The organism is Rhodococcus sp. SMB37 (assembly GCF_004345605.1).
Taxonomy (GTDB): Bacteria; Actinomycetota; Actinomycetes; order Mycobacteriales; family Mycobacteriaceae; genus Rhodococcus.
In genome coordinates, this window is the sequence record NZ_SLVY01000001.1 from 589,369 (window position 1) to 613,210 (window position 23,842).

At 64.9% G+C, this 23,842-nt stretch carries 22 protein-coding genes and 1 tRNA gene; 15 read left to right on the forward strand and 8 right to left on the reverse strand.

Annotation, left to right across the window (positions count from 1 at the left end; genetic code table 11):
• Positions 1-5 precede the first annotated feature (5 nt).
• The gene (locus tag EV641_RS02830) at positions 6-887 is read right to left on the reverse strand and encodes a xanthine dehydrogenase family protein subunit M (RefSeq protein WP_132470681.1); all 882 of its coding nucleotides are present in this window, start codon (positions 885-887) and stop codon (positions 6-8) included.
• A gap of 290 nt (positions 888-1,177) precedes the next feature.
• On the opposite strand from EV641_RS02830, the gene EV641_RS02835 reads away from it, so the two are divergent.
• Both EV641_RS02835 and EV641_RS02840 read left to right on the forward strand, forming a co-directional pair.
• Entirely contained in the window at positions 1,178-1,876 is a 699-nt protein-coding gene (locus EV641_RS02835) for a DedA family protein (protein WP_054713166.1), read from the forward strand.
• A 52-nt stretch (positions 1,877-1,928) separates the two neighbouring features.
• Positions 1,929-2,002 (forward strand) — tRNA-Arg (locus EV641_RS02840).
• Here the strand turns inward: EV641_RS02840 and EV641_RS02845 are convergent.
• Together EV641_RS02845 and EV641_RS02850 are read right to left on the reverse strand one after the other, a co-directional pair.
• Positions 1,964-2,527, reverse strand: coding sequence for an ABC transporter ATP-binding protein (locus EV641_RS02845; RefSeq protein ID WP_132470789.1), 564 nt, complete (start codon positions 2,525-2,527; stop codon positions 1,964-1,966). The two genes, EV641_RS02840 and EV641_RS02845, sit on opposite strands and share 39 nt — an antisense overlap.
• A 66-nt stretch (positions 2,528-2,593) precedes the next feature.
• Positions 2,594-3,016 carry a siderophore-interacting protein gene (locus EV641_RS02850; RefSeq protein ID WP_054713168.1) on the reverse strand — a complete coding sequence of 141 codons (423 nt, stop codon included), beginning with the start codon at positions 3,014-3,016 and terminating at the stop codon, positions 2,594-2,596.
• Positions 3,017-3,162: 146 nt separating this feature from the next.
• Between EV641_RS02850 and EV641_RS02855 the strand changes: the two genes are divergently transcribed.
• The 7 genes from EV641_RS02855 to gdhA all read left to right on the forward strand — a co-directional run bounded on the left by EV641_RS02855 (position 3,163) and on the right by gdhA (position 13,106).
• Positions 3,163-4,707 (forward strand): helix-turn-helix domain-containing protein, encoded by a 1,545-nt coding sequence (locus EV641_RS02855; protein WP_132470682.1) that lies wholly within the window; start codon positions 3,163-3,165, stop codon positions 4,705-4,707.
• Positions 4,708-4,756: 49 nt separating this feature from the next.
• Positions 4,757-5,185, forward strand: a complete 429-nt coding sequence (locus EV641_RS02860) for a DUF1801 domain-containing protein (protein ID WP_132470683.1) — start codon at positions 4,757-4,759, stop codon at positions 5,183-5,185.
• Positions 5,186-5,348: 163 nt separating this feature from the next.
• Positions 5,349-6,818 (forward strand): AMP-binding protein, encoded by a 1,470-nt coding sequence (locus EV641_RS02865; RefSeq protein ID WP_054713170.1) that lies wholly within the window; start codon positions 5,349-5,351, stop codon positions 6,816-6,818.
• 81 nt (positions 6,819-6,899) lie between these two features.
• On the forward strand, positions 6,900-8,762 hold the full coding sequence (locus tag EV641_RS02870; RefSeq protein WP_132470684.1) for a DUF3556 domain-containing protein: 1,863 nt from the start codon (positions 6,900-6,902) through the stop codon (positions 8,760-8,762).
• The gene (locus EV641_RS02875) at positions 8,759-10,192 is read left to right on the forward strand and encodes an NAD(P)/FAD-dependent oxidoreductase (RefSeq protein ID WP_132470685.1); all 1,434 of its coding nucleotides are present in this window, start codon (positions 8,759-8,761) and stop codon (positions 10,190-10,192) included. The genes EV641_RS02870 and EV641_RS02875 overlap by 4 nt, the downstream gene beginning before the upstream one ends.
• Positions 10,189-11,481 carry a helix-turn-helix domain-containing protein gene (locus EV641_RS02880; RefSeq protein WP_132470686.1) on the forward strand — a complete coding sequence of 431 codons (1,293 nt, stop codon included), beginning with the start codon at positions 10,189-10,191 and terminating at the stop codon, positions 11,479-11,481. Before EV641_RS02875 ends, EV641_RS02880 begins: the two co-directional genes overlap by 4 nt.
• Positions 11,482-11,762: 281 nt before the next feature.
• On the forward strand, positions 11,763-13,106 hold the full coding sequence (gene gdhA, locus EV641_RS02885; protein WP_054713086.1) for an NADP-specific glutamate dehydrogenase: 1,344 nt from the start codon (positions 11,763-11,765) through the stop codon (positions 13,104-13,106).
• Between the two features lie 78 nt (positions 13,107-13,184).
• On the opposite strand, the gene EV641_RS02890 is transcribed toward gdhA, so the two are convergent.
• Genes EV641_RS02890 through EV641_RS02900 form a run of 3 tightly spaced genes read right to left on the reverse strand, consistent with a single transcriptional unit; the run spans position 13,185 to position 15,804 of the window.
• Complete coding sequence (locus EV641_RS02890) at positions 13,185-13,421, reverse strand: hypothetical protein (RefSeq protein WP_054713085.1); 237 nt, start codon at positions 13,419-13,421, stop codon at positions 13,185-13,187.
• Positions 13,422-13,432: 11 nt separating this feature from the next.
• Positions 13,433-14,656 carry an acyl-CoA desaturase gene (locus EV641_RS02895; RefSeq protein WP_132470687.1) on the reverse strand — a complete coding sequence of 408 codons (1,224 nt, stop codon included), beginning with the start codon at positions 14,654-14,656 and terminating at the stop codon, positions 13,433-13,435.
• A gap of 41 nt (positions 14,657-14,697) precedes the next feature.
• Positions 14,698-15,804: a ferredoxin reductase gene (locus EV641_RS02900; protein WP_054713084.1), complete on the reverse strand. Its 1,107-nt coding sequence runs from the start codon at positions 15,802-15,804 to the stop codon at positions 14,698-14,700.
• A 165-nt stretch (positions 15,805-15,969) separates the two neighbouring features.
• Here EV641_RS02900 and EV641_RS02905 point away from each other — a divergent pair, with 165 nt between their 5' ends.
• The 5 genes from EV641_RS02905 (at position 15,970) to EV641_RS02925 (ending at position 19,808) form a co-directional block, all read left to right on the forward strand.
• Positions 15,970-16,608: a TetR family transcriptional regulator gene (locus EV641_RS02905; RefSeq protein ID WP_054713082.1), complete on the forward strand. Its 639-nt coding sequence runs from the start codon at positions 15,970-15,972 to the stop codon at positions 16,606-16,608.
• A gap of 22 nt (positions 16,609-16,630) precedes the next feature.
• Positions 16,631-17,500 carry an alpha/beta hydrolase gene (locus tag EV641_RS02910; protein ID WP_132470688.1) on the forward strand — a complete coding sequence of 290 codons (870 nt, stop codon included), beginning with the start codon at positions 16,631-16,633 and terminating at the stop codon, positions 17,498-17,500.
• A gap of 24 nt (positions 17,501-17,524) precedes the next feature.
• On the forward strand, positions 17,525-17,965 hold the full coding sequence (locus tag EV641_RS02915) for a hypothetical protein (protein ID WP_054713080.1): 441 nt from the start codon (positions 17,525-17,527) through the stop codon (positions 17,963-17,965).
• 75 nt (positions 17,966-18,040) lie between these two features.
• A complete protein-coding gene (locus EV641_RS02920) occupies positions 18,041-18,862 on the forward strand; it encodes a thioesterase family protein (RefSeq protein WP_132470689.1) in 822 nt (273 codons plus the stop codon).
• A 139-nt stretch (positions 18,863-19,001) separates the two neighbouring features.
• Complete coding sequence (locus EV641_RS02925; protein WP_241996764.1) at positions 19,002-19,808, forward strand: SGNH/GDSL hydrolase family protein; 807 nt, start codon at positions 19,002-19,004, stop codon at positions 19,806-19,808.
• Here EV641_RS02925 and EV641_RS02930 read toward each other — a convergent pair.
• Together EV641_RS02930 and EV641_RS02935 are read right to left on the reverse strand one after the other, a co-directional pair.
• On the reverse strand, positions 19,794-21,125 hold the full coding sequence (locus EV641_RS02930; RefSeq protein WP_132470690.1) for an MFS transporter: 1,332 nt from the start codon (positions 21,123-21,125) through the stop codon (positions 19,794-19,796). The genes EV641_RS02925 and EV641_RS02930 overlap by 15 nt on opposite strands.
• Before the next feature lie 107 nt (positions 21,126-21,232).
• Positions 21,233-22,716, reverse strand: a protein-coding gene (locus tag EV641_RS02935) for an IS3 family transposase (protein WP_241996766.1) whose coding sequence is annotated in 2 segments (ribosomal slippage) — positions 21,233-22,347 and positions 22,347-22,716 — 1,485 coding nt in all. Because the reading frame shifts where the segments join, the coding sequence is not laid out codon by codon here.
• A 41-nt stretch (positions 22,717-22,757) separates the two neighbouring features.
• Here EV641_RS02935 and EV641_RS02940 point away from each other — a divergent pair.
• Positions 22,758-23,813 (forward strand): AraC family transcriptional regulator, encoded by a 1,056-nt coding sequence (locus EV641_RS02940; RefSeq protein ID WP_199233107.1) that lies wholly within the window; start codon positions 22,758-22,760, stop codon positions 23,811-23,813.
• Positions 23,814-23,842: the final 29 nt, after the last annotated feature.

Consider the following 23,842-nt stretch of genomic DNA (forward strand, 5'->3'; position numbering starts at 1 on the left):
CGACGTCAATTCCCTTCGAGCGAGTCGAGTCGTTCGACCGCGCGGCGCAGTGTCCGCACAGTCAGTTCCGAGGCGAGGTGACGCTTGTATTCGGCGGTGCCACGCTGGTCGGATTCCGGCGAACAGCCGGCCGAGGCGAGCGCTCCGGCCTCGCGTAACAGCTCCTCCGACGGCGCTTTTCCGCGTAGCAGATCCGCGATCGCCGCGAGTGCCTCGTCGTCGGCGCGGACTGCGGTGAGACCGACACGAGCGTCGGTGATGACCCCACCCGACATCCACACCGCGGCGCCGGCCGCAGCAACAGCCCAGTCGCCCGCGCGACGCTCCACCTTCGCGTAGGCACTCGAACCGGTGCCCTTACGTGGCAGGCGGACCTCGACGAGGAGTTCGTTCGGGGCAACCGCTGTCTCGTACGGTCCGAGGTGGAACTCCGCGAACGGCAACTCGCGCACTCCCGACGGACCGCGGAGGACACACGTGGCATCGAGCACCGAGCACACCGTCGAGAGGTCTTCGGCCGGGTCGGCCTGACACAGCGAGCCGCCGATGGTGCCGCGGTTGCGCACTACCGGATCGGCGATGACCTTCTCTGCGTCCCGGAAGATGGGGAACACGGCGGCGAGGTCGTCGGCTTCGAGCAACGCGCGGTGACGGGTGAGAGCTCCGATACGGACCGCCTCGGGGTCGGTCTCGATGTAGTCGAGCTCGCTGCCGAGGTCGTTGATGTCGACCACATGCTCGGGATTCGCGAGCCGTAGCTTCATCATCGGAAGAAGACTGTGCCCGCCCGCGATGACCCGGGACTCTTCACCCAACCGGTCCAGCAGGCTTATCGCGTGCTCCACGCCGGTAGCACGCTCGTACTCGAATGGGCCCGGAACCTGCATGTCTCACTCCCGACCTAGGGTGAATCCCACCACATCGAACATGCCGCATGTATGCCATCCCCGTGATGCCCAGGGTAGCGCCGACGTGGGATTTCGGAGTCGAAATCGGACTATTGCGACCGACCCTCGGTTCGATCCCCGACGAGAAGCGCAAGCGGGCCCAGCGCAGTCGCGATCGAGGCGGCCGTCGCCGAGACAAGATCAGGGAGTCACCCTGATGTGCACACACACGAGGGCGAATACCGTAGAAGCAGCAACCTATGTGACCCCGACAGGAGCAACGCCGCCCCATGGACGTGATCAACGAATTCATCATCGGCCAGGCAGCGGCCCTGTGGGTGTATCCACTCCTGTTCTTCGTCTGCGTCGTCGACGGTTTCTTCCCTCCGGTGCCGAGCGAGACAATCTTGGTCACCCTCGCATCTCTCTCGGGCTCGACCGGCAAGCCGTACCTGTGGGTGGTCATACCGCTCGCAGCGCTGGGCGCGATCGTCGGCGACAACATCGCCTATACGATCGGGCGGAAGGTCGGCACCGAGCGATTCGCATGGATGCGCAAGCCCAAGGCCCGAGCAGCGTTCGGCTGGGCACGCAAGGGTCTGGACAAGCGCGGCGCGGCGATCATCATCACCGCCCGGTACATCCCGATCGGCCGGATCGCCGTGAACATGACGGCCGGAGCGACGCGGTACCCGAGGAAGAAGTTCGTGCCGCTGACGATCATCGGAGGAATCACCTGGGCTGTGTATTCGTCGATGATGGGACGGCTCGTGGGCGGCTTCTTCCACGAGCAACCGCTACTCGGCGCCGTCGTCTCGATCTGCGTGGCGGTGGTACTGGGTATCGGGATCGACCATGTGATGCAGAGGCTGCAGACCGGCAAGGTGGACGTGATCGACGAAACCGACGCCGAACCGTCACCGGGAAGCGACGTCGCGATGGGCACCGCCGATGATTCCGAGGAATCCGGGCCATCTCACACAGGATGAGCCAGACCCTCCCCGCAGTCACCCGGCGCGGCCCCGTTAAGATTTTGGCCGCGCCCCCGTAGCTCAGCTGGATAGAGCAAGAGCCTTCTAATCTCTAGGTCGCAGGTTCGAGTCCTGCCGGGGGCACTGTGTTCGGGTCCTGGTGTTCGGGTCCTGCCGGGGCGGTTGCCCCGCCGACCATGCGTCCCACAATCGCGCATATCCGCCCCGCGCCGCGAGCAGGTCGATGTGGGTGCCGGTCTCGATGATCCGGCCATGGTCCATGACGATGATCCGGTCACAGTTGGCGGCCTGTGAGAGCCGGTGCGCTATCACCAGCCCTGTCCGGCCGGACAGAGCTGCCTCGGCGGCACGGTCGAGGAGGTCGGCGTGCGCGGAGCCCGCCTCGGCGGTGGCCTCGTCGAAGATCACCAGCACAGGGTCGGCCAGCACGACCCTAGCCAACGCGATCTGTTGCGCCTGGGAGGCGGTCAGTTCGTGACCGGCCGCACCGAGCCCGGTGTCCAGACCTTCCGGCAGATCGCTGAGCAGCGCGGCTGCGCTGGTGATTTCGAGCGCTTCGTGCACTTCGTCGTCGGTGGCCGCCGGTGCGGCGAGAGTGAGGTTGTCGCGCAGGATCCCCGCAAAGACGTGAGCGTCCTGGGCGATCATCACGGTATCGACCGGCCGAGTGACGGTGCCCGTTGTTGAGCCGTCGCAGATCCTGGTTCAGCATCTTCACGGGCCGAAGAAGTGGATGCCGTCGCCCGGTTCCGCGCGCTCCGCCCAGGTCGTGGCCACGCCGGTGCCGTGCTTGACGAAATCCACATCCAGCTCACCCCTCGCAGGATCCCAACGCCGCACGGTATATGCCCTGCTCAGCACTCGTCCCTCGTCGGCCGGACGCACGCTGCCCTCGATCTGCACCGGAAGGAGAGGCTCGGACTGTCCCGGATGAGGAAAGACCAAGCGGATCTCGTCGTCGAAACCGTCGGTCCGGAAGGCAGGTTGGTCGAGACCGTTGTCCGATGTGAACGCATCGAGCTGCGGTCCGGCGAGCGTCACGCGGCGCATTCCAGGGGTCAGATCGGACGTGCGGACCACGTTCACCTCGCGCAGGCTGATGGGGTGCATCGTGGTACCGCGCGACGTCTTGGGCATGGTGCGAGGGTCCTTCCGTGTAGTGCTCGACAGCGTTCAGGGCGCGCTGTGGGCGCGCACGACGGAAAGATTAGGTGAGCCTACCCTCGAAAAGGGTGCGTAGACTCCCCAGTTGTTATCAGTGAATCCACCACCCCGGAATGACGATGATCACCAGAAACCCACCTTCCATACCCGCGTGCTACACACGCGAGCCTCGGGATGCGCGCGAACACGTGATGATGTGGGTGCATACCGGTCAGGCACATGTGCGGCTCGCGAACGGCCAGGAGCACCGGGTCGACGCCGGAACAGGCATCTGGCTTCCCCCGGGCTCCGACCACCGCATGTGGACGGAACCCGGTTCCCTGGCCTTCCCCACCTGGATCTCGCCCCATGCGGTCCCCGGCGCACCGGTGCACGTCGCGCGGTTCACCGTGGAGGACGCCTGGCGCGAATGGTTGATTGCACACTTCGCCCACGCGTACACGACCTACGAACAGGTCTCGCCGAACGATCTCGTCGAAGTGCTCACCCGGTCCGGTCCGAACGTCCCGCAGCACACGGTCATGGGCAACGCCCGGCGTTACCCGCCGATACCGCGGACTACGGCAGCACGAAGAGTGGCGCTGGAACTGGTGCGGAACCCGGCGCTCGACTACACCGTCGAGCAGTGGGCAGCCCTGGCAGCGTGCAGCCCCAACACATTACGTCGCGATTTCTCGAGCCGGACCGGCATGACATTCGCGCGGTGGCGGACTTTGTGCCGACTCGCAGCCGCACGCGAGTTCCTCGCGGCCGGGTACGAGGTCGGCCAGGTCGCCGCGCGCACCGGGTACGCGACCCGCAACGGCTTCACCCGCGCCTTCCGCGAACACCACGGAATGACACCCCGCGACTACGCGGGGAAGGTAACCGCCGCGACAGACGCGCGCTCCTCTCGCCGTGTCGTGGCAGATCGTCAGGCCGGAGCACTCGTGAACCTGCTCGACGATGCACCGGCCCCGCCGCGCACTGTCCCCGCAGCCCGGAACACACCGAGAGTCGCCCCATACAACGTATTGACCTGGATATACCGGGGCACGGGGTGGGCGCGAGTCGGCGACACCACCTACCCGAGAATGAGAGGCGACACCATCTGGTTGCCTGCCGGCGTCGAAAGAGAGACCGGCCTGCCCGAGAACTCACTCTCCTTGCCCATCGGCGTGCTGGGTGCGGACGACGTGCGGCTTCCCGGTCCACTCAGGGCGCATTTCCCGCAAGCGTGGGACACATATCTGCTCTACTGCTCGGTGAGCACCAACACCGCGCTGCGGCCCGCCGGTTACGACCCCCGGCATATCCTCGACGTGTTCGGCGATCGGCTGGCAGTGGAGCGCGCCCGAACCGTGCCGATGCCCAAGACAAGGCAGGCCAGGGACGCGGCGACCGACTTCCTCCGCCGGATCGGCACGAGCGTGGAGAGCACGACCTTCGACGTGACCGGCGATATCCACGAGGCCTTCCGACTCGAGACCGGAATGCCGTTCGCGAGCTGGCGGCACGCCGCCCGCATGCGTATCGCCCGCGACCTTCTCGCGGGCGGCGCGAAACCCAGTGCTGTGGCGGGCCGGGTCGGTTACACGCAAGTGTCGAACTTCAGCCGTGCATTCACAACCTTCCACGGCGTTTCCCCACGGGAGTATCGAGAGCGGGAGGTCGACGCAATGTAATGCGTAGGTTCGGCGGACCGGCGAGATCGACGACGAGCAGGAGGATTCCATGATCGACCGCAAGAAGAACGACGCGGCTCCGAGGCTACTCTCGGGCGGCAACCCGCAGATCCCCAAGGGCGAGGGAAACCGCCCCGTTGCGGCCTACATCGAGGCCATGCCCGAGTGGAAACGCGATCTCGGCGAACGCTTGGACGCCCTCATCGTCTCCGCGGTTCCCGAGGTCCACAAGGCCGTCAAGTGGAACCAACCGTTCTACGGCATCGAGGGCGATGGCTGGTTCCTGTCGTTCCGCTGCTTCACCAAATACGTGCAGGTGCAATTCTTCCGGGGGACGTCACTCGATCCCGTCCCGCCGAAAGCCTCAAAGCACGACGAGGTTCGCTACCTCGACATCTACGAGGACGACGAACCGGATGAGGACCGGCTCCGCTCCTGGGTCGAGCAGGCTGCACGGCTACCGGGCGAGAAGATGTGACCGAACACGCGAATCTGCTGCCGCTGTCACACTGTGCGGCGCGACGGGCTTTTGTCTCCGGAGGACAAAGGCCGCATCGAAGCTGAGCCCGCTGGGCCATTCTCCGCCACCCCGAACCCGCATAGTGTCGTGAATCACAGAACGATGAAAAGGTGATTCAGGCATGACGAATATCGATTATCTGGTGTGGAACCACCTGACAGAGCGCGGTGACGCTCCATGCGTCCGTGACGACCACACCGATCTGAGCTACCGCGAGTTCGCTGATCGTGTGGACGCGTTCGCTGCGCAGCTACGCGACCGGGGGCTCGATGCCGGTGACGTACTCGCCGTGATGCTGCCCAACCGCGCCGAGCTCCTGGTAGCACTGATGGCGGCATGGCGCATCGGCGCGATCGCCACACCGATCAATCCCTTGTTCACCGAAGCCGAGGCCAGATACCAGATCGAGGATTCGGGCGCCGTCCTCGTCCTGAACGAAGGCGCCGTAGCACCGAGTGCGGATCGCGCAACCATCCCGGTCGACGACATCGCCACCGAACCGCCTCCAGACCGCTTCGAGCACCGGCCGGCCGCAAACGATACAGCCCTGCTGATCTACACGTCGGGTTCGACAGGACGCCCCAAAGGTGTCGAGCTCACACACGGCAACCTGGCTTTCATGGCGTCCTCGTTCCGCCTCCATCTCCAACTGACGGCGCAGGACCATTGCCTACTGATCCTTCCGCTCTTCCATGTCAACGCCATCGCGGTCAGTTTCCTCGCTCCGATCGCGGCGGGAGCGCAACTCACCATCACCGGAAAGTTCTCACCCCACCGCTTCTTCGAGGACGTCGCGCGCCTGCGGCCCACATACTTCTCGGCGGTCCCCACCATCTATGCACTCCTCGTATCCCAGCCGAGCGATCCGGCCGCCGATACTTCGTCGCTGCGATTCGGAATATGCGGTGCCGCACCGATTTCGAATGAGCTACTCGACCGGGTCGAGCAGCGGTTCGATCTCGCCGTCGTGGAGGGATACGGTCTGACCGAAGGAACGTGCGCGTCCGCCTGTAATCCGATCGACGGCCCGCGCAAACCCGGCACGGTCGGTCCGGCGCTGCCCGGCCAGGAGATCGCGATCGCCGGGCCCGGCGGCGCATTGTTGCCCACCGGCACGATCGGCGAGGTGATCATCAAGGGCCCCAACGTGATGCGCGGATACCTGAATCGGCCGGACGACACGCGGGACACCGTCGTCGACGGCTGGCTGCACACCGGCGACGTGGGCCGCCTCGACGAGGACGGCTACCTCACACTCGTAGACCGCATCAAGGACATGATCATCCGCGGTGGGGAAAACCTGTATCCCAAGGAGATCGAAAACGCACTGGCTGCCCATCCGGCCGTCCTCGAATGCGCCGTGATCGGCGCGCCCCACGATACGTACGGTGAGGTTCCCGTCGCGTATGTCGTGACCTACCCGGATCAGGAAGTCACCGAAACCGAACTACTCGACCACATTGCGGGCCTGCTGACACGCGTGAAGATTCCCGCCGAATTGCACCTCGTCGAGTCACTGCCGCGCAATCCGGTCGGCAAGATCGACAAACCGGAACTCCGCCGCACACACCGCAGCGTCCCGGCTCTCTGACCGCACTCCCCCGACTCGGTCGTCGATTCGACGCACCCGAGGCGATCCCCCCTGCCCAGACAACGAACCCAGGAGTACGCCATGGGATTCAAGACCGGGACTCCTCCCGCCGTCGACCCCGATACATTCCTCGACCGTCCCCTACTCGACCGCCTCCGTGTGACGGCAACCCATTGGGTCGACTACGGATTCGGCACTCCGAAGATGGTGCACACCATCTACATCGTCAAACTGCTCGTCCTGTACGTCGGCGCCGGCACCGCGATCGCCACACTTACGTCGGGACTGGAGTGGTTCGACGTCGCGTCGTGGTGGAACGAACCGATCGTCTACCAGAAACTCGTGCTGTGGACAGCGCTGCTGGAAACGCTCGGCGTTGCAGGGTCGTGGGGGCCGCTCGCCGGACACTTCAAGCCCATGACCGGAGGGTTCCGGTACTGGCTCCGGCCGGAGACCATCCGGCTCCCACCCTGGCCCGGCAAGGTTCCCGGTACAGCAGGCGACACCCGCACAGTATTCGACGTGGTCGTCTACGCGACTCTCCTGGTCAGCATGCTCGTCGCCATCACGCTTCCCGGCGTGAGTAGCGCATCGCTCGACGCGGTGTCCGCAGAGAACAGCGGCCTGATCCGACCGTGGCTCGTTGTCCCGGTGATCGCCCTGCTGGTGCTCATCGGCCTCCGAGACAAGGTGATCTTCCTGGCGGCCCGCGGCGAGCAGTATCTGCCCGCGATGGTGTTCTTCGCGGTCCTGCCGTTCGTCGACATGATCGTCGCCGCGAAACTGCTCATCGTCGTCGTGTGGGTCGGCGCGGGTGTGTCGAAGTTCGGCCATCACTTCGCGCGGGTGATCCCGCCGATGATCAGCAACACACCGTGGCTGGCATCCAAGACCATCAAGCGCCTGCACTACAGGAACTATCCGAACGACCTGCGTCCCTCGCCGGTCGCGGGCGGAGTCGGGCACATCCTCGGCACTCTCGTCGAAATCGTGACGCCGCTGATCCTGCTGTTCTCGACGGACCGCACCGTGACGCTGTTCGCGGTCCTGCTCATGGTCGCGTTCCACTTGTTCATCGCCTCGACCTTCCCACTCGCGGTGCCACTCGAATGGAATCTACTGTTCGCGTATCTGACGGTCTTCCTCTTCTGGGGTCACCCGAACGAGTCCGGCTTCGGCCTGGGCGACATGTCGTCGCCGTGGCTGACCGTGGGTATCGCGGCCGCGCTGTGTTTCTTCCCGATCCTGGGAAACGTGCGCCCCGACCTCGTCAGTTTCCTGCCGTCGATGCGGCAGTACTCGGGAAACTGGGCAACGGGTCTGTGGGCATTCGCTCCCGGCGCCGAGGAAAAACTCGAGAAGCACATCGTCCGTCCCGCCGCGAACACCCGCACCCAGCTGCTGTCGATGTATTCCCCTCAGGGGGCCGACATCGTGATGCATCAGCTGCTGGGGTTCCGTTCGCTGCACAGTCAAGGTCGCGGCCTGCTGTCGTTGATGCTGCGTAAACTCGGAGACGATATCGACCGTTACACGCTGCGCGAAGCCGAATTCTCCTGCAACTCGGTCGTTGCGTTCAACTTCGGCGACGGGCACTTCCACAGCAAGGGTCTGATCGATGCGATCCAACGGCGCTGCAACTTCGCTCCCGGCGAGTTTCTCGTGACATGGGTCGAATCGCAACCCATCCACAAGAGCACCCAGGAATACCAGGTGATCGATGCAGCGCTCGGCGTCGTCGAGCGAGGCACCTTCGAGGTCGCCGATGCCATCGCGGAACAGCCGTGGCTGCCGAACGGCCCTATCCCCGTGAACGTGTCCTGGACGATCGACGTGGACGTCGAGCGCGCACTCACCGACCCGGGGACACTGACCGAACCGAAGATGCGTCATCGTCCTGAAACGCCCAGCCCCGCAGCGCCCAGCAAGGAGACTCGTCGATGAGCACCGCGGTCGTGGTCGGTAGCGGTCCCAACGGGCTTGCTGCCGCCGTCCACCTCGCACAGAACGGTGTGGACGTTCAGGTCCTCGAGGCCGCCCACGACATCGGTGGAGGCACTCGGTCGGGTGAGCTGACCGTGCCCGGTCTGATCCACGACCACTGCTCTGCCTTCCACCCGATGGGGGCCGGTTCGCCGTACCTGCAGACCCTCGCCCTCGAGCGCTACGGTCTGCGGTGGCGGTGGCCCGAAGTCGATTGCGCTCACCCCCTCGACGGAACCGACGCGGCATTGTTGCACCGCTCGTTGGAAGAAACCGTTGCAGGCCTCGGTGACGACGGGCCTCGGTGGCACCGCATGTTCTCCGATCTCGCCGCGGGATTCGATGATCTGGCCGCCGATCTCATGCGGCCGGTGCTCAACGTCCCCCGGCATCCGCTGCGGCTCGCGGCGTTCGGCCCGCGCGCACTGGCCCCCGCTACCGTCGCCGCCCGCTGGTTCCGGACGCGGCAGGGTCGCGCGCTGTTCGGTGGCGTCGCCGCGCACGCCTACCATCGGCTCGACCGGCCGGCGACCTCCGCGGTCGGCCTGATGATCACCGCAGCCGGGCACCGCTACGGATGGCCGGTGGCCGAGGGCGGTTCCGCCGCGATCGGCCGGGCGCTCGCGGCCATGCTCGCCGAACACGGAGGCAAGATACACACCGGAGTGCATGTACGCAGCTCCGCAGACATTCCCACCGCCGACGTGGTCCTGCTCGATATCGCGCCTGGAGCAGCGCTGACGATCCTCGGGTCGGCGCTTCCGAAGCGGGTCGCGAGGGCGTACGGAAAGTTCCGTCATGCTCCCGGCGCGTTCAAGGTGGACTTCGCGATCGACGGACCCATTCCGTGGTCCGACCCGGCATGCGCCGGGGCGGGCACCGTCCACCTGGGCGGGGATTTCGACGAGATCGCCCTGGCAGAGCGTGAAGTGACCATGGGTCGGATGCCGGACCGGCCGTTCGTCCTGCTCGGCCAGCAGTATGTCGCCGACTCGACTCGTTCGCGGGGGTCGCTCAACCCCGTGTACGCGTACGCCCACGTGCCTGCGGGATTCAGCGGCGATGCGACCGGCGCGATCGTCGAGCAGATCGAACGATTCGCACCCGGATTCCGCGATCGCATCGTCGCGCAGTCCGCACACTCCCCGGCCGACCTTTCCGGCGACAACCCCAATCAGGTGGGCGGTGACATCATCGGCGGCGCCAACGCCGACCTGCAGGTGGTGTTCCGCCCGCGAATAGCCCGCGACCCGTACAGCACCGGCATCGACGGGGTGTATCTGTGCTCGGCGTCGACGCCTCCCGGCGCGGGTGCCCACGGGATGTGCGGATACAACGCAGCAGGATCCGCGCTACGCCACCTACGACAGGCAGGAGGGACACGTCGTTGACTGCTGCCGACGGACCGACAGCATCGCCGCTAGGCCACCCCGCCCCGGCCGAGCTCGTGGCCATCGCTGCCGATATCGCGCACCGACTCGATGCCCGATCGGCCGATGTGGTCCGCGAGATCACGGTGCTCCTGGCCAGAGAGATCGATCGACTCGACGATGATCCCCAGCTGGTCGAACTGCTCGAGGCAAGCGTGCAGGGCAATGTCTCGACGATCATCCATGTCCTCGCCAACAACATTCCGGTCGAGCATCTGCAACCGACGACGGCTGCCGTGGAATACGCATTGCGCCTCGCCCAACGGGAAGTACCGTCGCATTCTCTGGTACGGGCGTACCACATGGGCCAGGACTACATGCTCAAGGCGTGCTACGACGAGATCGACGCATGTGGCCTGCCGGGCCCCGAGGCCATGGCCGCACTCAAGCACATCTCGGGAGTGCTCTACCGCTACATAGACGCCATCACGCTGTACGTATTCAGTGCATACGAGCAGGAACGACGACGGTGGATCGGCGCGCAGGGAAATGTCCAATCGTCGACCATCCACGGCATGCTCGCCGGCAATCCGGCCGAGACCAGTGCTTTCGAAACCGAGACCGGCTATCGCCTCGAACGACTCCACGTCGCGGTCATCGCCTGGTCGACCGACAGCAGTGACAACGATCTTCCCCGGCTCGATCGATATGTCCGCGACATCGCACGCCATCTCGGTACGGAATCGGCCCCCATCCTCACTGCCGTCGACCGGGCGACGATGTGGGCCTGGCTACCGTTCGGACGCCGGCGCCCCCACATCGACACCGCAGAACTGTCCACCTCGGTACCCGGGAGCCCGGGCTTCCGTGCGGTCCTCGGCCTCGCTGCCGGAGGCGCCGCCGGATTCCGTCGCTCGCACGAGCAAGCCCGTGCAGCGCACACGGTCGCGAGTCTTCCCGACACCTCCACCGGCCCGATCATCGGTTTCGGTGACCGGGGTGTCGCGGTGATCTCGTTCCTGGCGGCACACCTCGACTCGAGTAGGGCGTGGGTCGGGGAAGTATTGGGCCCGCTCGCCGAGAACACAGCCCAGGCCGCAGACCTGCGCAAGACGTTGAGCACGTACTTCGAGACCGGGGAGAGCCACCTCCACACCGCACAGCGTCTGAATCTGCATCGCAACACCGTGAAGTACCGGATCGGCAAGACGCTCGGCGACCCCGCCACGGGTCTGTCGAACCACAGCACACTCGACATCGCCCTCGCCCTGCGCGCGTGCGAGTTCCTCGGCCCCGCGGTACTTCGCTGACCGGTCCGCCCCTGGTCACAGCCGTGCATCGGTCCGAGGAACCAGGACACCTGGACGACGGCGTCGGTAGCATCGCATGCGCTGCTCGGGCTGCCGCACGATCGAGAACACGCGTCCTGTTCTGCCACTCCGATTGCCGCTCAGGCCATGTTTTCCACCTGCCGCGACAGCTGTGTTCCTTCTCGCACAAGGGGACCGGATTACCAGACAGTAGTGCTCGGCACCTATAGTTCACGACGTAAATACGGTGTAACAGTCTTCTCACAGTCAGGTAGGTGGGCGTGTCGACCTCGGACCGCATCGCAGAGATCTATGAACAGGTCAAGGCCCGCAACGCGGGCGAACCCGAGTTCCATCAGGCTGCGGCCGAGGTGTTCGAGTCTCTGCACGTAGTGTTGGAACGTCACCCGTCCTACTTCGATTCCGGGCTCATCGAGCGTCTCTGCGAGCCCGAGCGGCAGATCATCTTCCGCGTGCCGTGGATCGACGACAACGGCCAGGTGCACGTCAACCGCGGTTTCCGTGTGCAGTACAACAGCGTGCTCGGCCCCTACAAGGGCGGGCTGCGCTTCCACCCGAGCGTCAACCTCGGCATCGTGAAGTTCCTCGGCTTCGAGCAGATCTTCAAGAACGCTCTCACCGGCCTGCCCATCGGCGGCGGCAAGGGCGGCTCGGACTTCGACCCCAAGGGTCGTTCCGAGCAGGAGATCATGCGCTTCTGTCAGTCGTTCATGACCGAGTTGCACCGCCACATCGGTGAGTACACCGACGTTCCCGCGGGTGACATCGGCGTCGGTGGACGCGAGATCGGCTATCTGTTCGGCCAGTACAAGCGTCTGACGAACTCCTACGAGTCCGGTGTCCTCACGGGCAAGGGCCTCACCTGGGGCGGGTCGCAGGTCCGCAAGGAAGCCACCGGCTACGGCGTCGCGTACTTCGTCGCGGAGATGGCCAAGGCCCGCGGCCACTCCCTCGAGGGTTCGACCGCTGTGGTGTCGGGTTCCGGCAACGTCGCGATCTACGCGATCGAGAAGATCCACCAGCTCGGCGGCAAGGTCGTCGCGGCGTCGGATTCCTCGGGCTACATCTACGACAAGGACGGCATCGACTTCGCTCTCCTCAAGGAGATCAAGGAAGTCCGTCGCGCCCGCATCTGCGAGTACACAGAAGAGCGCACCGGTGCCGAGTTCTTCGCCGACGGCAACATCTGGACCGTCCCGTGTGATGTCGCACTCCCCTGCGCCACCCAGAACGAGCTCGACGAGACCGCCGCCAAGACCCTCGTCGAGAACGGTGTCAAGGTCGTCGCCGAGGGCGCGAACATGCCGACCACTCCGGGCGGTATCTCCGTGTTCCGCGAGGCGGGCGTCCGTTTCGCTCCCGGTAAGGCTGCCAACGCCGGTGGCGTCGCCACCTCCGCGCTGGAGATGCAGCAGAATGCGTCGCGCGATTCGTGGCACTTCGATTACACCGATGAGCGCCTTGCGGGCATCATGCGCGACATCCACGGTCGCTGCATCGAGACCGCTGCCGAGTACGGCAAGCCGGGCGACTACGTGCACGGCGCCAACATCGCCGGCTTCGTGAAGGTTGCCGACGCGATGTTCGCCCTCGGCGTCATCTGACGAAGCTCGCGGAAGAGTTGTGAAGCTCGCAGCCCTGGTGGTCATCCACCAGGGCTGCGAGCTTTCCGTCTGTCCTGCTTACTTCTCGCCGAAGTCGTCGTCCTTCTCGTCGAAGACTTCGTCACTGCGGTGATCATTGCGCGCCTTCCGCGAGGCTTCGCGCATTTCGATCCCTTCGGTGATCAGGTCACCGATCTCGCGGGTCACGTCGCGGACCGCGCCGGCGATGATGCTCGCGATTGCGCCGACATGCGTCGCCGTCGATTCGGTCACCTCCTGGATGACGTCCTTGTTCCGCTCGAATTTTCCAACCATGCCGGATCCCCTCACGCGTTGTCCCGCGCGAGAGTACCCGCCGTCTCGGAGCTTCGCTCGGGACTCGGCGAACGGTCGATGAGCACCGTCGTCTCCGGCTCCGGCGGCACCAGGGCCGGCGGAAGGGCGAACCGGAAGATCTTCTTCCAGACGGAGGAAACCTGCGCGAACAGGCCACCTGTGTTGTAGGGCAATCCGTGCTTCTCACAGAGCGCCCGGACCTGCGGGGCCAACTCCGGGTACCGGTGTGCGGGCAGATCCGGGAACAGGTGGTGTTCGATCTGGTGCGACAGGTTGCCCGACATGATGTGGAACAGCGGGGTGCCGCTGATGTTCGCGCTCCCCAGCATCTGGCGCACGTACCACTCGCCACGCGTCTCGTTCACGGTCTCGTCCTTCGAGAACGACTGCACACCCGACGGGAAATGACCGCAGAAGATGATCGAGAACGTCCACACGTTGCGGACCAGGTTGGCGGTCGCATTACCGACCAACGTCGGAACGAACATCGGACCGCTCAACAACGGGAACGCGACGTAGTCCTTGACCACCTGACGCCGCACCTTGCGCCACCAGCCCTTTGCCAGCGGGACCAGGTCGCGCCAGTTCCGCTCACGCGAGACGATTCGCTCCACTTCCGCGTCGTGGAACATGACACCCCATTCGAAGAGCAACATCAAAACCGTTGCATACACGGGGTTTCCGAGATAATACGGGTGCCACTTCTGCGCGGGATCCATCCGAAGGATGCCGTACCCGATGTCACGGTCCTTCCCCACGATGTTGGTGTAGGTGTGATGCATGTAGTTGTGCGAGTGCCGCCACTGATCCGACGGGCACACGGTGTCCCACTCGAAAGTGCGGGAGTTCAGCGACGGCTCACGCATCCAGTCGTACTGGCCGTGCATGACGTTGTGGCCGATCTCCATGTTGTCGAGGATCTTCGACACACTGAGCGAAGCCACCCCGGCCACCCACGCCGGAGGGAAGAAACCGAGGAACAGCAGGCCGCGGCCGGCCACCTCGAGTCCACGCTGGGTTTTGATGATCCGGTAGATGTATTCACGGTCCTCGGCGCCGAGGGATGCAACGGTACGTTCCCGCAACTCATCCAACTCGCGGCCGATCTCGTCGACCTGATCGCGGCTCAGGACTATCGGATCCGCCACGACCTGCGTGCGACCACCCGACAGAAACGGCAGGAACGGAATCGACGGAATAGTCAAACCGAACATGCTGTCCTCCATTTTCTCTGGTTGGAAAGTTCGCTTCGTTGTCAGAGTTCGACGGCTACGTTGCCGACCGGTGCACTGACACAGATCTGAATGCGCGCACCGGGTTCGGAATCGAGGTCACCCGTGCGCACGTCACGTGTGCATCCGGAGTTCCGGATCGCCGTACAGGTATGGCAGATTCCCATGCGACAGCCGTGTTCCGGCGCGAGTCCGGCATTCTCGGCCTGTTCGAGGACTGTGGCCCCCGTGTTGGCTGCAACGATTCCCGATGCGGTGAACGACACCGAGCCGGACGCGTCGTCGGGGTCGACGACGTACGTGGGCGGCGTGAATATTTCGGTGTGCAGCAGATCCGAGGATCCGGCTTCGGCGTAGAGGTCACGGACGCTCTCGACCAGGCCGGACGGCCCGCACACGTAGGCCGGAGTGCTGGCGAACCACGGCGCGACTGCGTCGAGGTGTGCGCGTTCGAACCGTCCGTGAAGGTGTCCACCCTCGCCGCGCGTGTGAGCGAGCACGACCTCGACGTTGGGCAGCGATGCCAATGCGTCGAGCTCCGCGCGGCGGGGTACGTGCGCCGAGGTACGCGCGTAGTGCACGAACGTCACTGCACTCGTGCCACTTTCGGAAGCGAGCGACCCCACCATCGACAGCACCGGGGTGATACCGGAACCGCCGCTGATCATCAGCAGACGCGATGGCCGCGATTCGGGGAGTACGAAGCTCCCTGCGCCGTCACCGACCTCGACGACGTCGCCCAGCCGTGCGTGTTCCGCAAGATGACCCGATACCAGTCCACCCGGCCGTACACCGACGGTGAGCACCACATCGCGCGATCCCGGCACGATCGCCGGCGAGAACGTGCGCACGTGCCGTACCCCGTCGATCACCACGGCGAGCTGGATGTGCTGGCCCGGCTCGAACCGGCAGGGCCGTGCGGGACGCAGGGTCAGCGTCGTCGATCCGTGCACACTTGTATCGATACTGGTGATCCGGGCGCGGTTGGCGACCGTCGTGAGCAGCGGGTCGGCGAGTTCGAGGTAACGGTCCGGGTGGTGCGGTGTCGAGAGTGCACCAAGTGCTCCGAAGAGCAGTTTTCTGACTCCGACCCGAAGTGGGACACGGCTCGGCGCGGCGCTCACAGTCATGATTTCCAACCTTCCGATGCGGAGGCGTCCATTCAGTGCACATTCGTACACTGAGTCCAGTGTGACAGGTTCGGACCGAACGCTGTCAACCCTGATGTGACGCCAGTAACACTCGCGGCGGGGGCGGCACGATCTCGGAGCGCCCGGTCTGCCTACACTCGGGGCGTGCCCGTAGCCCCCGCCCCCGAACCGACCAGCCGGGCCGAACGCAAAGAACGCACCCGCCAGGCAATCCTCGACGCCGCACTCGAGCTGTCCTCGGATCGCAGCTTCGCGAGCGTGAGCCTGCGTGAGGTCACCCGCGCAGTCGGCCTCGTGCCGACCGCGTTCTACCGGCATTTCGCATCGATGGAAGAACTCGGCGTCGCACTCGCCGACGACACGATGCGGTTGCTCCGCTCGGTCCTGCGCGACGCACGTCGCAATCCAGGACCGTCCAATGCACAGGCATCGCTGGCCGCACTGCTCGCGCAGGTGCGCGACCACGAGCCCGCATTCCGATTCCTCGCACGCGAACGTCACGGCGGTCACCCGGAAGTGGCGCGGGCCTTCACCGTCGAACTCCGCCTGCTCACCCGCGAACTCGCGGTCGACCTCGCCCGCATCCCCCAGCTCGCCGCATGGGAGACCGACGATCTCGAGATGGCCGCCAACCTGCTCGTCACCTCCATGTTCGAGGTGGTGCTGGACCTACTCGCCGTCGAACCCGGTCGCGCCGCCGAAGCCGAGGTCCTCAACCGCGGTGAGAAGCAGATGCGCCTGATCATGCTCGGAATGGCCGCGTGGAATCCGCTCCACGACTGACTTCGGGACGTACCGTTGAAGGGTGCCCGAAACAGCAGCGTTCGATTCAGCAGGATTCGAGTCCACTGCCGTCAGGCTCGGCGATCTGACCTTCGACGTCCGGTTCGCGGGCCCGGCCGACGGGCCGCCGATCGTACTGCTCCACGGTTTTCCCCAGACGTCGCGTTGCTGGAACGCGGTGGCCGAGGAGCTTGCCGGCAACGGCATGCGGGTGCTGCTACCCGATCAGCGCGGCTACTCCCCCGGCGCCCGACCGACCGAGGTCGCGGAGTACAGGATCGATCACCTGCGCGCGGATGTTCTCGGAATTCTCGATGCGTTCGGTGTGGACGACGCACACATCGTCGGACACGACTGGGGTTCGTCGGTCGCATGGCACGTGGCTGCACATCACCCCGCGCGGGTGCGATCACTGACCGCGCTGTCGATCCCGCACCTGGCTGCGTTCGGCCTGGCGTTACGCGAGGACGACGACCAGAAAGCCCGCTCGACGTACTTCTCCCTGTTCCGTGAAGCCGGCAAGGCCGAGCACGTCCTGCTCGCCGACGACGCGCACCGACTGCGCGCCCTCTACGGCGAAGGAGTAGCCATCGACGCAATCGACGAATACGTGCGCGTGCTCCGCCTACCGGGCGCGCTCACCGCCACCCTCAACTGGTACCGGGCGATGACCCCAGGCACCGGCGATCTCCCGCCGGTGAAGGTCCCCACCACCTACGTCTGGAGCACCGGCGATGCTGCGGTCGGCCGGTTCGCCGCGGAACTCTGCGGCGACCACGTCGACGCCGACTACACCTTCGAGGTCCTCGACGGAGTGTCGCACTGGATCCCGGACGAGGCTCCCGGCGCCGTCACGGCCGCCATCAGCGCCCAGGTGGGACAACGTCGATGAGGAACTGCCGGTGAGGAGATCCCCATGAAACGAGGCGCGCTGTTGCTGGTTGTGTTGATCGCGGCTGCGGTGGCAGCGTTCTTCATTGCGTGGGACGGGCCGAAGAACCCACCTCAACGCACCCTCGACGACAGCGCGTTCGTCCTGGACGGTCGCTCCACGACCTGCACCGCCCTGTTCCGCAAGCCCTGTGATTACGAAACCCAGCTCGAATACAATCGTCGGGGCACGGATCTCGACACATTCGTGGACTCGACCGACCTCGGGCCGTGGGGCAACTCCCTGCCCTTCGCGGACGCGGCCGAGCTCGCCCTGCAAGCATGCGTGTACTCGCGCACGGCGGGAATGACGGTCCTCGAATTCATCGAGCTGGGGCAACGCGCCCACCCGGACGCCGGGTCGGTCGAGCTCACCCCGTTCTGGAACAAGGCACGTCAGGAACTGTGCGCCACGCCGTGGCAGTGACTATGTGCCACACCCGCCAACGCACTTACCCGGGCGGTAATCGAGGAGCGCCGCCGACTCTGGTTTCATGACGTCATGCCCGAAACCGAGAACGCCGTCCACGTCTTCGACTCCGCTGTAGAGCTCACCGCCATCGATGCGGGTCGCTACACCGGAAGCACCCACCCCGCGTACGCGAACATGGTCGGGCCGTTCGGAGGTGTCACGGCCGCCACGATGCTGCAGGCCGTCCGGCTTCATCCCGAGGTTCTCGGGACTCCGCTGTCGCTGACGGTCAACTTCGCAGCAGCGATCGCCTACGGCGAGTTCGAGGTTGTCGCCCGGCCGGTGCGCACCAATCGTTCGAGCCAGCACTGGCTGATCGAGCTGGCCCAGGACGGGGCCGTCACCACCACCGCCACCGCCGTGTTCGGCAACCGCAAGGACACCTGGGAGGCGACCGAACTTCCGATGCCCAGCGCGCCACCTGCGAACGAAGTCGCCGCCAGCCCGTTTCCCGATTTCGTGGCGTGGGGCAAGAACTACGAAATGCGATTCGTGGAGGGCCGGATCCCCGGTGCAGACGCCTCCCCGCACCCCGATTCCACCTCGACTCTCTGGGTCCGGGACGAACCTGCACGCCCGCTCGACTTCACTTCGCTCACTGCCCTGTGCGATGTCTTCTACCCCCGTGCGTTCCTGCGGCGCGGCCACGCGCTCCCCGCGGGTACGGTGACCCTGACGATCTACTTCCACGCAAACGCTGCCGAGATCGAAGCCCAGTCGGATCAACCGATCCTCGCCACAGCCCGCAGCAATCGATTCGGGAAGAACTACTTCGACCAGACCGCGCACCTGTGGGGCGCGGGCGACACATTGCTCGCCACCGCCCACCAATTGGTGTACTTCAAAGCGTGACAGCCCTCCCCCTGGACAGCCCCATCTCGCACCGTCATGATGGAGCGATCGGACACCGGGGGGATACGTGCGCTGCTCATCGATCAGATCTCGTTTCGCTGCAACTGCCTTCGCAGTAATTGCCGCCGCTGCTGCGGGGGTGGCACCGGCAGCAGCGCAACCGGCATACGACTCATACGTCGCGCTCGGGGATTCGTTCGTCGCCGGTCCCGGTATCCCGCCACAGAGCACCAGCGCCGAATGCGGACGCTCCGAGGTGAACTACCCGAGTCTGGTCGCAGACGCACTCGGTGTCGACGAGTTCATCGACGCGTCTTGCGGCGGGGCCGTCTCGGAGGATCTGCAGGGGCAACAGATCTCCATCCTCACGCGGGCCACCGTGCCCCCGCAGTACGACGCACTGCGGCCCGATACCGGCCTGGTCACGGTCGGTATCGGCGGAAACGACATCGGCCTCGTGCAGTTGGCGATTGCGTGCACCAATTTCGCGTCCGCTCCGCACGGTACGTCCTGCGCCGAGAGCAATTCCGAACGACCCGATTCGTTCGACCTCGCCATCGATGCGTTCGCGCCCGAGTACGGCACGATCATCGACGAGATCCGAGCACGATCACCCCACGCGCGCATCCTGTTCGTCGGCTACCCGACGGGGATCCGTGACGGTGGCTGTTTTCCAGAGCAACAGATATGGCCGCAGGACGCCACGTACCTGCAGTCCAAGATCGACCGGCTCAACACGGTGATGGCCCAGCAGGTCGTTGCGGCCGGGGCCGAATTCGTGGACCTTCGCACGTCGACGATCGGACACGACTCGTGCGCCACCCCCGACGAGCGGTGGATGGAAGGGATCGTTCCGACCTCGCCGGGTATCCCACTGCACCCCAACGCAGCGGGCCACCGCAATGCGGCGGAGCAGGTGGTCAGCTCACTCTCAGTGAACGACTGAGCGTTCCGGTGCACGCACCGCGAGCAGCGCGGCCAGGCCCGACGCGAGCACGAGGAGAAGTCCCACGATGCCCGCCCGGTCCGCGCCGAACCACCACGCGAAGAATCCGAACAGCGTCGGCGCCAGGAACGACACCGCGCGACCAGTAGTGGCGTAGAGGCCGAACATCTGCCCTTCTCGGCCGACGGGGGTGATGCGGACGAGGAAAGTACGCGCCGACGACTGCGCGGGGCCGACGAACAGGCACAGCAGAAGTCCGAATATCCAGAACATCAACGGTCCGGACACCACCAACAGCACCGCCCCCACCCCGATCATCGATACCAATGAGGCGACGATGACCGCCTTCGGTCCGACCCGATCGTCGATGCGGCCTGCCGCCAGCGCACCGAGCGCCGACACCACGTTCGCGGCCACACCGAACAACAACACGTCGGCGGCGCTGATCTCGTACACGGTGACAGCGAGGACAGCGCCGAAGGTGAACACCCCGGCGAGTCCGTCACGGAACAAGGCGGACGCCGCGAGAAAACCCACGGTGCGCCGGTCCTCGTTCCATAATTCCTTCAGGTCGCTCCACAGCACACGGTACGACTCGACGAAACCCACCCGACGTTCGTCGTCGGCGCGTTGATGGGGCTTCTCGGGCACTGCGAACAACACGGGCAGGGCGAACACCGCGAACCACACTGCAGCGAGCAACGCCACCAGCCGGATGTTGAGTCCGTCGTCGGTGGTGATCGACAGGAAGCCTCGGGTGTCGCCGTCGCCTGCGATGAATCCCGTATAGCACAGCAGGAGCAGCACGATCCCACCGAAATAACCCATGGACCAGCCGAATCCGGAGACCCGACCGATGTTCTTCTCGGTGGAGACCTGACTGAGCATCGCGTTGTACGGAACATTGGCGAGTTCGAAGATCACCGAACCGGCACCGAGGAGCACCAGTCCGAGCCACAGGAAACTGTGGTCGTCCCGAACGAAGAACATTCCGGACATCAACACCACCGTCACGAAGGTCAGAACCCCCAGTGAACGCTTCCGTCGTCCGGTCGCGTCGTACTTCTGCCCTGACACGGGCGCGAGTACGGCGATGGCGAATCCTGCGATGCCGAGCGACCAACCGAGCCAGGTACTCGCGGAGATCGACCCGGGAAGATCGTCCCCGACGGCATCGGTCAGATACACCGAGAACACGAAGGTGAGGATCACCGCGTTGAACGCTGCCGAGCCCCAGTCCCACAGGCCCCACGCGAAGACCTGCCGCCGTGTCGCGTCAGCACCCATGCCGGGTCTCACGTCCGTGTGTGTGTTCATGCCCCGCAGCTTATGAGTGACCGGTCGACGATGCGACTGCGCGCCCCAGAGCTAGTCTTTCGTGTCATGGTCCCGGAACTTGTCAAGGTGATTGAGTCCAACGGGAGTTACGCGACTGCTTGATCAGCAGCAGGTCCGCCCGAGTCGTCCTCGACATCGCCGGTGTCGGTGTCGACCGCGGGCTTGTTGATCCACACGTCGGTGGGCAGATCCAAAATTTTCGGGGTTTCGACCGTCCCGAAGCGTTCGGGATGCTGCACACGAGCCCGGGCGAGTACCGCGGCGCGTTCGGTGGCCTTCTGTCCAGCGAGACCGAAGTGCACATCGGCGGCCGTGTGTAGACCGATCCCGGTATGACGATGTTCGTGGTTGTACCACGAGGTGAACGAGTCCATGAAGTCCCGCGCATGGTGGATCGAGAGGAAACGCTCGGGCCACCGCGGCCCGTACTTGAGAGTCTTGAACAGTGATTCCGAGTACGGGTTGTCGTTCGATACCCGCGGCCGTGAATGTGAACGGGTGACCTCCAGATCCGCGAGCAACGTCGCGACGGTCTTACTCGTCATCGACGTACCCCGATCTGCATGGACAACATTTGGAATCCCATGTACAGCAAACACTTCAGTCATCATCTCCGCAGCGAGCAAGCCGGACTCATGGGTTTGGACGTGTGCACCGACAATGTAACGGGAGTAGATGTCGACCATGACGTACGCATCGAAATAGGTGCCTTTGACCGGGCCCGCGAGCTTGGTGATGTCCCACGAATACACCTGCCGCGGTGCTGTCGCGACCAGCTCCGGGCACGTGCGGGCAGGATGACGCGCTTGCCGACGACGTTCTTTGACCTGCGCGTTCTCCCGCAGGATTCGATACATCGTCGACACCGAGCACAGGTAGGTGCCGTCATCGAGTAGCTGGGCGTAGATCTCGAGGGGTGCCTGATCGACGAACCGCTTGCTGCACAACATCTCGAGCACAGCGCGGCGTTCGGTGTCGGTGAGTTTGTTTTCCGGAGTGCGTGGAACGGGCATGGGCGGTTCCGCTGTCGCAGATCGCGTTTTGTGGCGTCCTGCGGTGGATCGCACTACTCCTGTCAATCTACTTGCGGTCCTTGTTGTTACGCCAGACTTGGTGAGTTCGTGATGGATGGTCGTCAACGCTTCTTGCGCGGCTCGTCCGCGTCCGTGCTCTCGGAGATCTGCTCCAAGAGCGACTGTGCTTTTCCCATGATCAGTAGGGCCGTTTCGGTGGTCGCGAGTTTCTTGTTGGCTCGGTCGAGCTCACGCTTGAGTCGGGCGATCTCGGTTTGCTCGGCGGTAAGTTTGCCAATCTTGTCGCCGGGTTTGGTGCCCTCGAGGACGCCGGCGTCGCGTTGTTTGCGCCATTCGCTGATCAGCGATGAGTACAGGCCTTCGCGTCGCAGGTATGCGCCGCCACCGTTGTTCGTGCACACCTGCTCGTACGCGGCGAGGTGGGCGAGCTTGTCGGCAGCGTTGAAGGTGCGTCGTCGCTGCGGGCCGTCGGCGCGAGGGTGCGAGGGGTCCATCCGGCCATTGTCCTCGATCGGCATGGTGGGAGAAATCGTCATTGTGGGGTTGATCCGTCTCTTGCCCTGCTGGCGGGGTTGCTGTGAACCGTTGGACTCAACTCACCCTGACACGCAGGGTCCCGATGATCCGCGCTGCCAGCCTTCGCGGATTCACGTCGTTGGTCGAAGAACTCGGCGGCGACCCGAAGCGACTGTTGAAGCGGTTCGAGTTGTCCCCGTACCTCATCGCCTCCGACGACGAACTCATCCCGATCGACGCGCACGACTCGATGCTCGACACCGCAGCCTCCGAACTCCACTGCCCTGACCTCGGTCTGAGGCTGGCAGCGGTGCAGGACCTGAGCATCCTCGGCCCGTTGGCACTGGCGATCCAGGAGTCGTCGACCGTGGCAGCAGCGCTGCAGTGCGCATCACGGTTCTTGTTCGTACACAGTCCGGCTCTCCGAGTGGATGTCGAGCCCGACCCGCACGACCGTCGCGGTGTCGTCGCACTGACCTACTGCAAGGACCTGCGGGAGTCGGCGTACTCGCGACAGGGAATCGAGCTGGGTCTCGGGCTTTTCTTCCGGATCGCGGAGTTGCTCCTCGGCGGACGGATCGGCCTCCGATCGGTCGAGATTCCGCACCCGCCGCTGTCTCCTGTCCGCAGATACACCGATTTCTTCGGCAGCGACGTGAAGTTCGGCCGACCTGTCGCCGCCATCTGCGTCGACCGGAGGGTCCTCGACGAATGCTTCACCGACTCCGACGAGGCAGTCCGGCAGTTCGCAATTCAATACCTGACCGACAACTTCACCGACCCCGGTAACGAAGTGCGTGTGCACGTTCGCAGGATCCTTGCCACGACGCTCGCAACGCAGCCGACGCTGCTCCATGTCGCGCGTCTGCTCTCGATGCATCCCCGAACACTGCAGCGACGGCTCGCCGATGAAGGCACCAGCTTCGACAGGGTCCTCGACGACATCCGCCGCGATACCGCGCACCGGCTCATCACGACCGACGACGTGCGGTTCGCCCAGGTAGCGGAGTTCGTCGGCTTTGCCGAGCAGGCCTCACTCAGTCACGCCGTCAGACGTTGGTACGGGATGAGCCCCCGGGAACTCCGCCGCACCACCAACTCGAGAATGTCGCATTGAAACAAGTTTTCCTCCTGCACGTCTTGCAC

Bases quoted from the DNA above. Each gene is read 5' to 3' on its own strand.
- EV641_RS02830 (WP_132470681.1), bottom strand. From the start codon at position 887: ATGCAGGTTCCGGGCCCATTCGAGTACGAGCGTGCTACCGGCGTGGAG.
- EV641_RS02835 (WP_054713166.1), top strand. From the start codon at position 1,178: ATGGACGTGATCAACGAATTCATCATCGGCCAGGCAGCGGCCCTGTGG.
- EV641_RS02845 (WP_132470789.1), bottom strand. From the start codon at position 2,527: ATGATCGCCCAGGACGCTCACGTCTTTGCGGGGATCCTGCGCGACAAC.
- EV641_RS02850 (WP_054713168.1), bottom strand. From the start codon at position 3,016: ATGCCCAAGACGTCGCGCGGTACCACGATGCACCCCATCAGCCTGCGC.
- EV641_RS02855 (WP_132470682.1), top strand. From the start codon at position 3,163: ATGATCACCAGAAACCCACCTTCCATACCCGCGTGCTACACACGCGAG.
- EV641_RS02860 (WP_132470683.1), top strand. From the start codon at position 4,757: ATGATCGACCGCAAGAAGAACGACGCGGCTCCGAGGCTACTCTCGGGC.
- EV641_RS02865 (WP_054713170.1), top strand. From the start codon at position 5,349: ATGACGAATATCGATTATCTGGTGTGGAACCACCTGACAGAGCGCGGT.
- EV641_RS02870 (WP_132470684.1), top strand. From the start codon at position 6,900: ATGGGATTCAAGACCGGGACTCCTCCCGCCGTCGACCCCGATACATTC.
- EV641_RS02875 (WP_132470685.1), top strand. From the start codon at position 8,759: ATGAGCACCGCGGTCGTGGTCGGTAGCGGTCCCAACGGGCTTGCTGCC.
- EV641_RS02890 (WP_054713085.1), bottom strand. From the start codon at position 13,421: ATGGTTGGAAAATTCGAGCGGAACAAGGACGTCATCCAGGAGGTGACC.
- EV641_RS02895 (WP_132470687.1), bottom strand. From the start codon at position 14,656: ATGTTCGGTTTGACTATTCCGTCGATTCCGTTCCTGCCGTTTCTGTCG.
- EV641_RS02900 (WP_054713084.1), bottom strand. From the start codon at position 15,804: ATGACTGTGAGCGCCGCGCCGAGCCGTGTCCCACTTCGGGTCGGAGTC.
- EV641_RS02915 (WP_054713080.1), top strand. From the start codon at position 17,525: ATGAAACGAGGCGCGCTGTTGCTGGTTGTGTTGATCGCGGCTGCGGTG.
- EV641_RS02920 (WP_132470689.1), top strand. From the start codon at position 18,041: ATGCCCGAAACCGAGAACGCCGTCCACGTCTTCGACTCCGCTGTAGAG.
- EV641_RS02930 (WP_132470690.1), bottom strand. From the start codon at position 21,125: ATGAACACACACACGGACGTGAGACCCGGCATGGGTGCTGACGCGACA.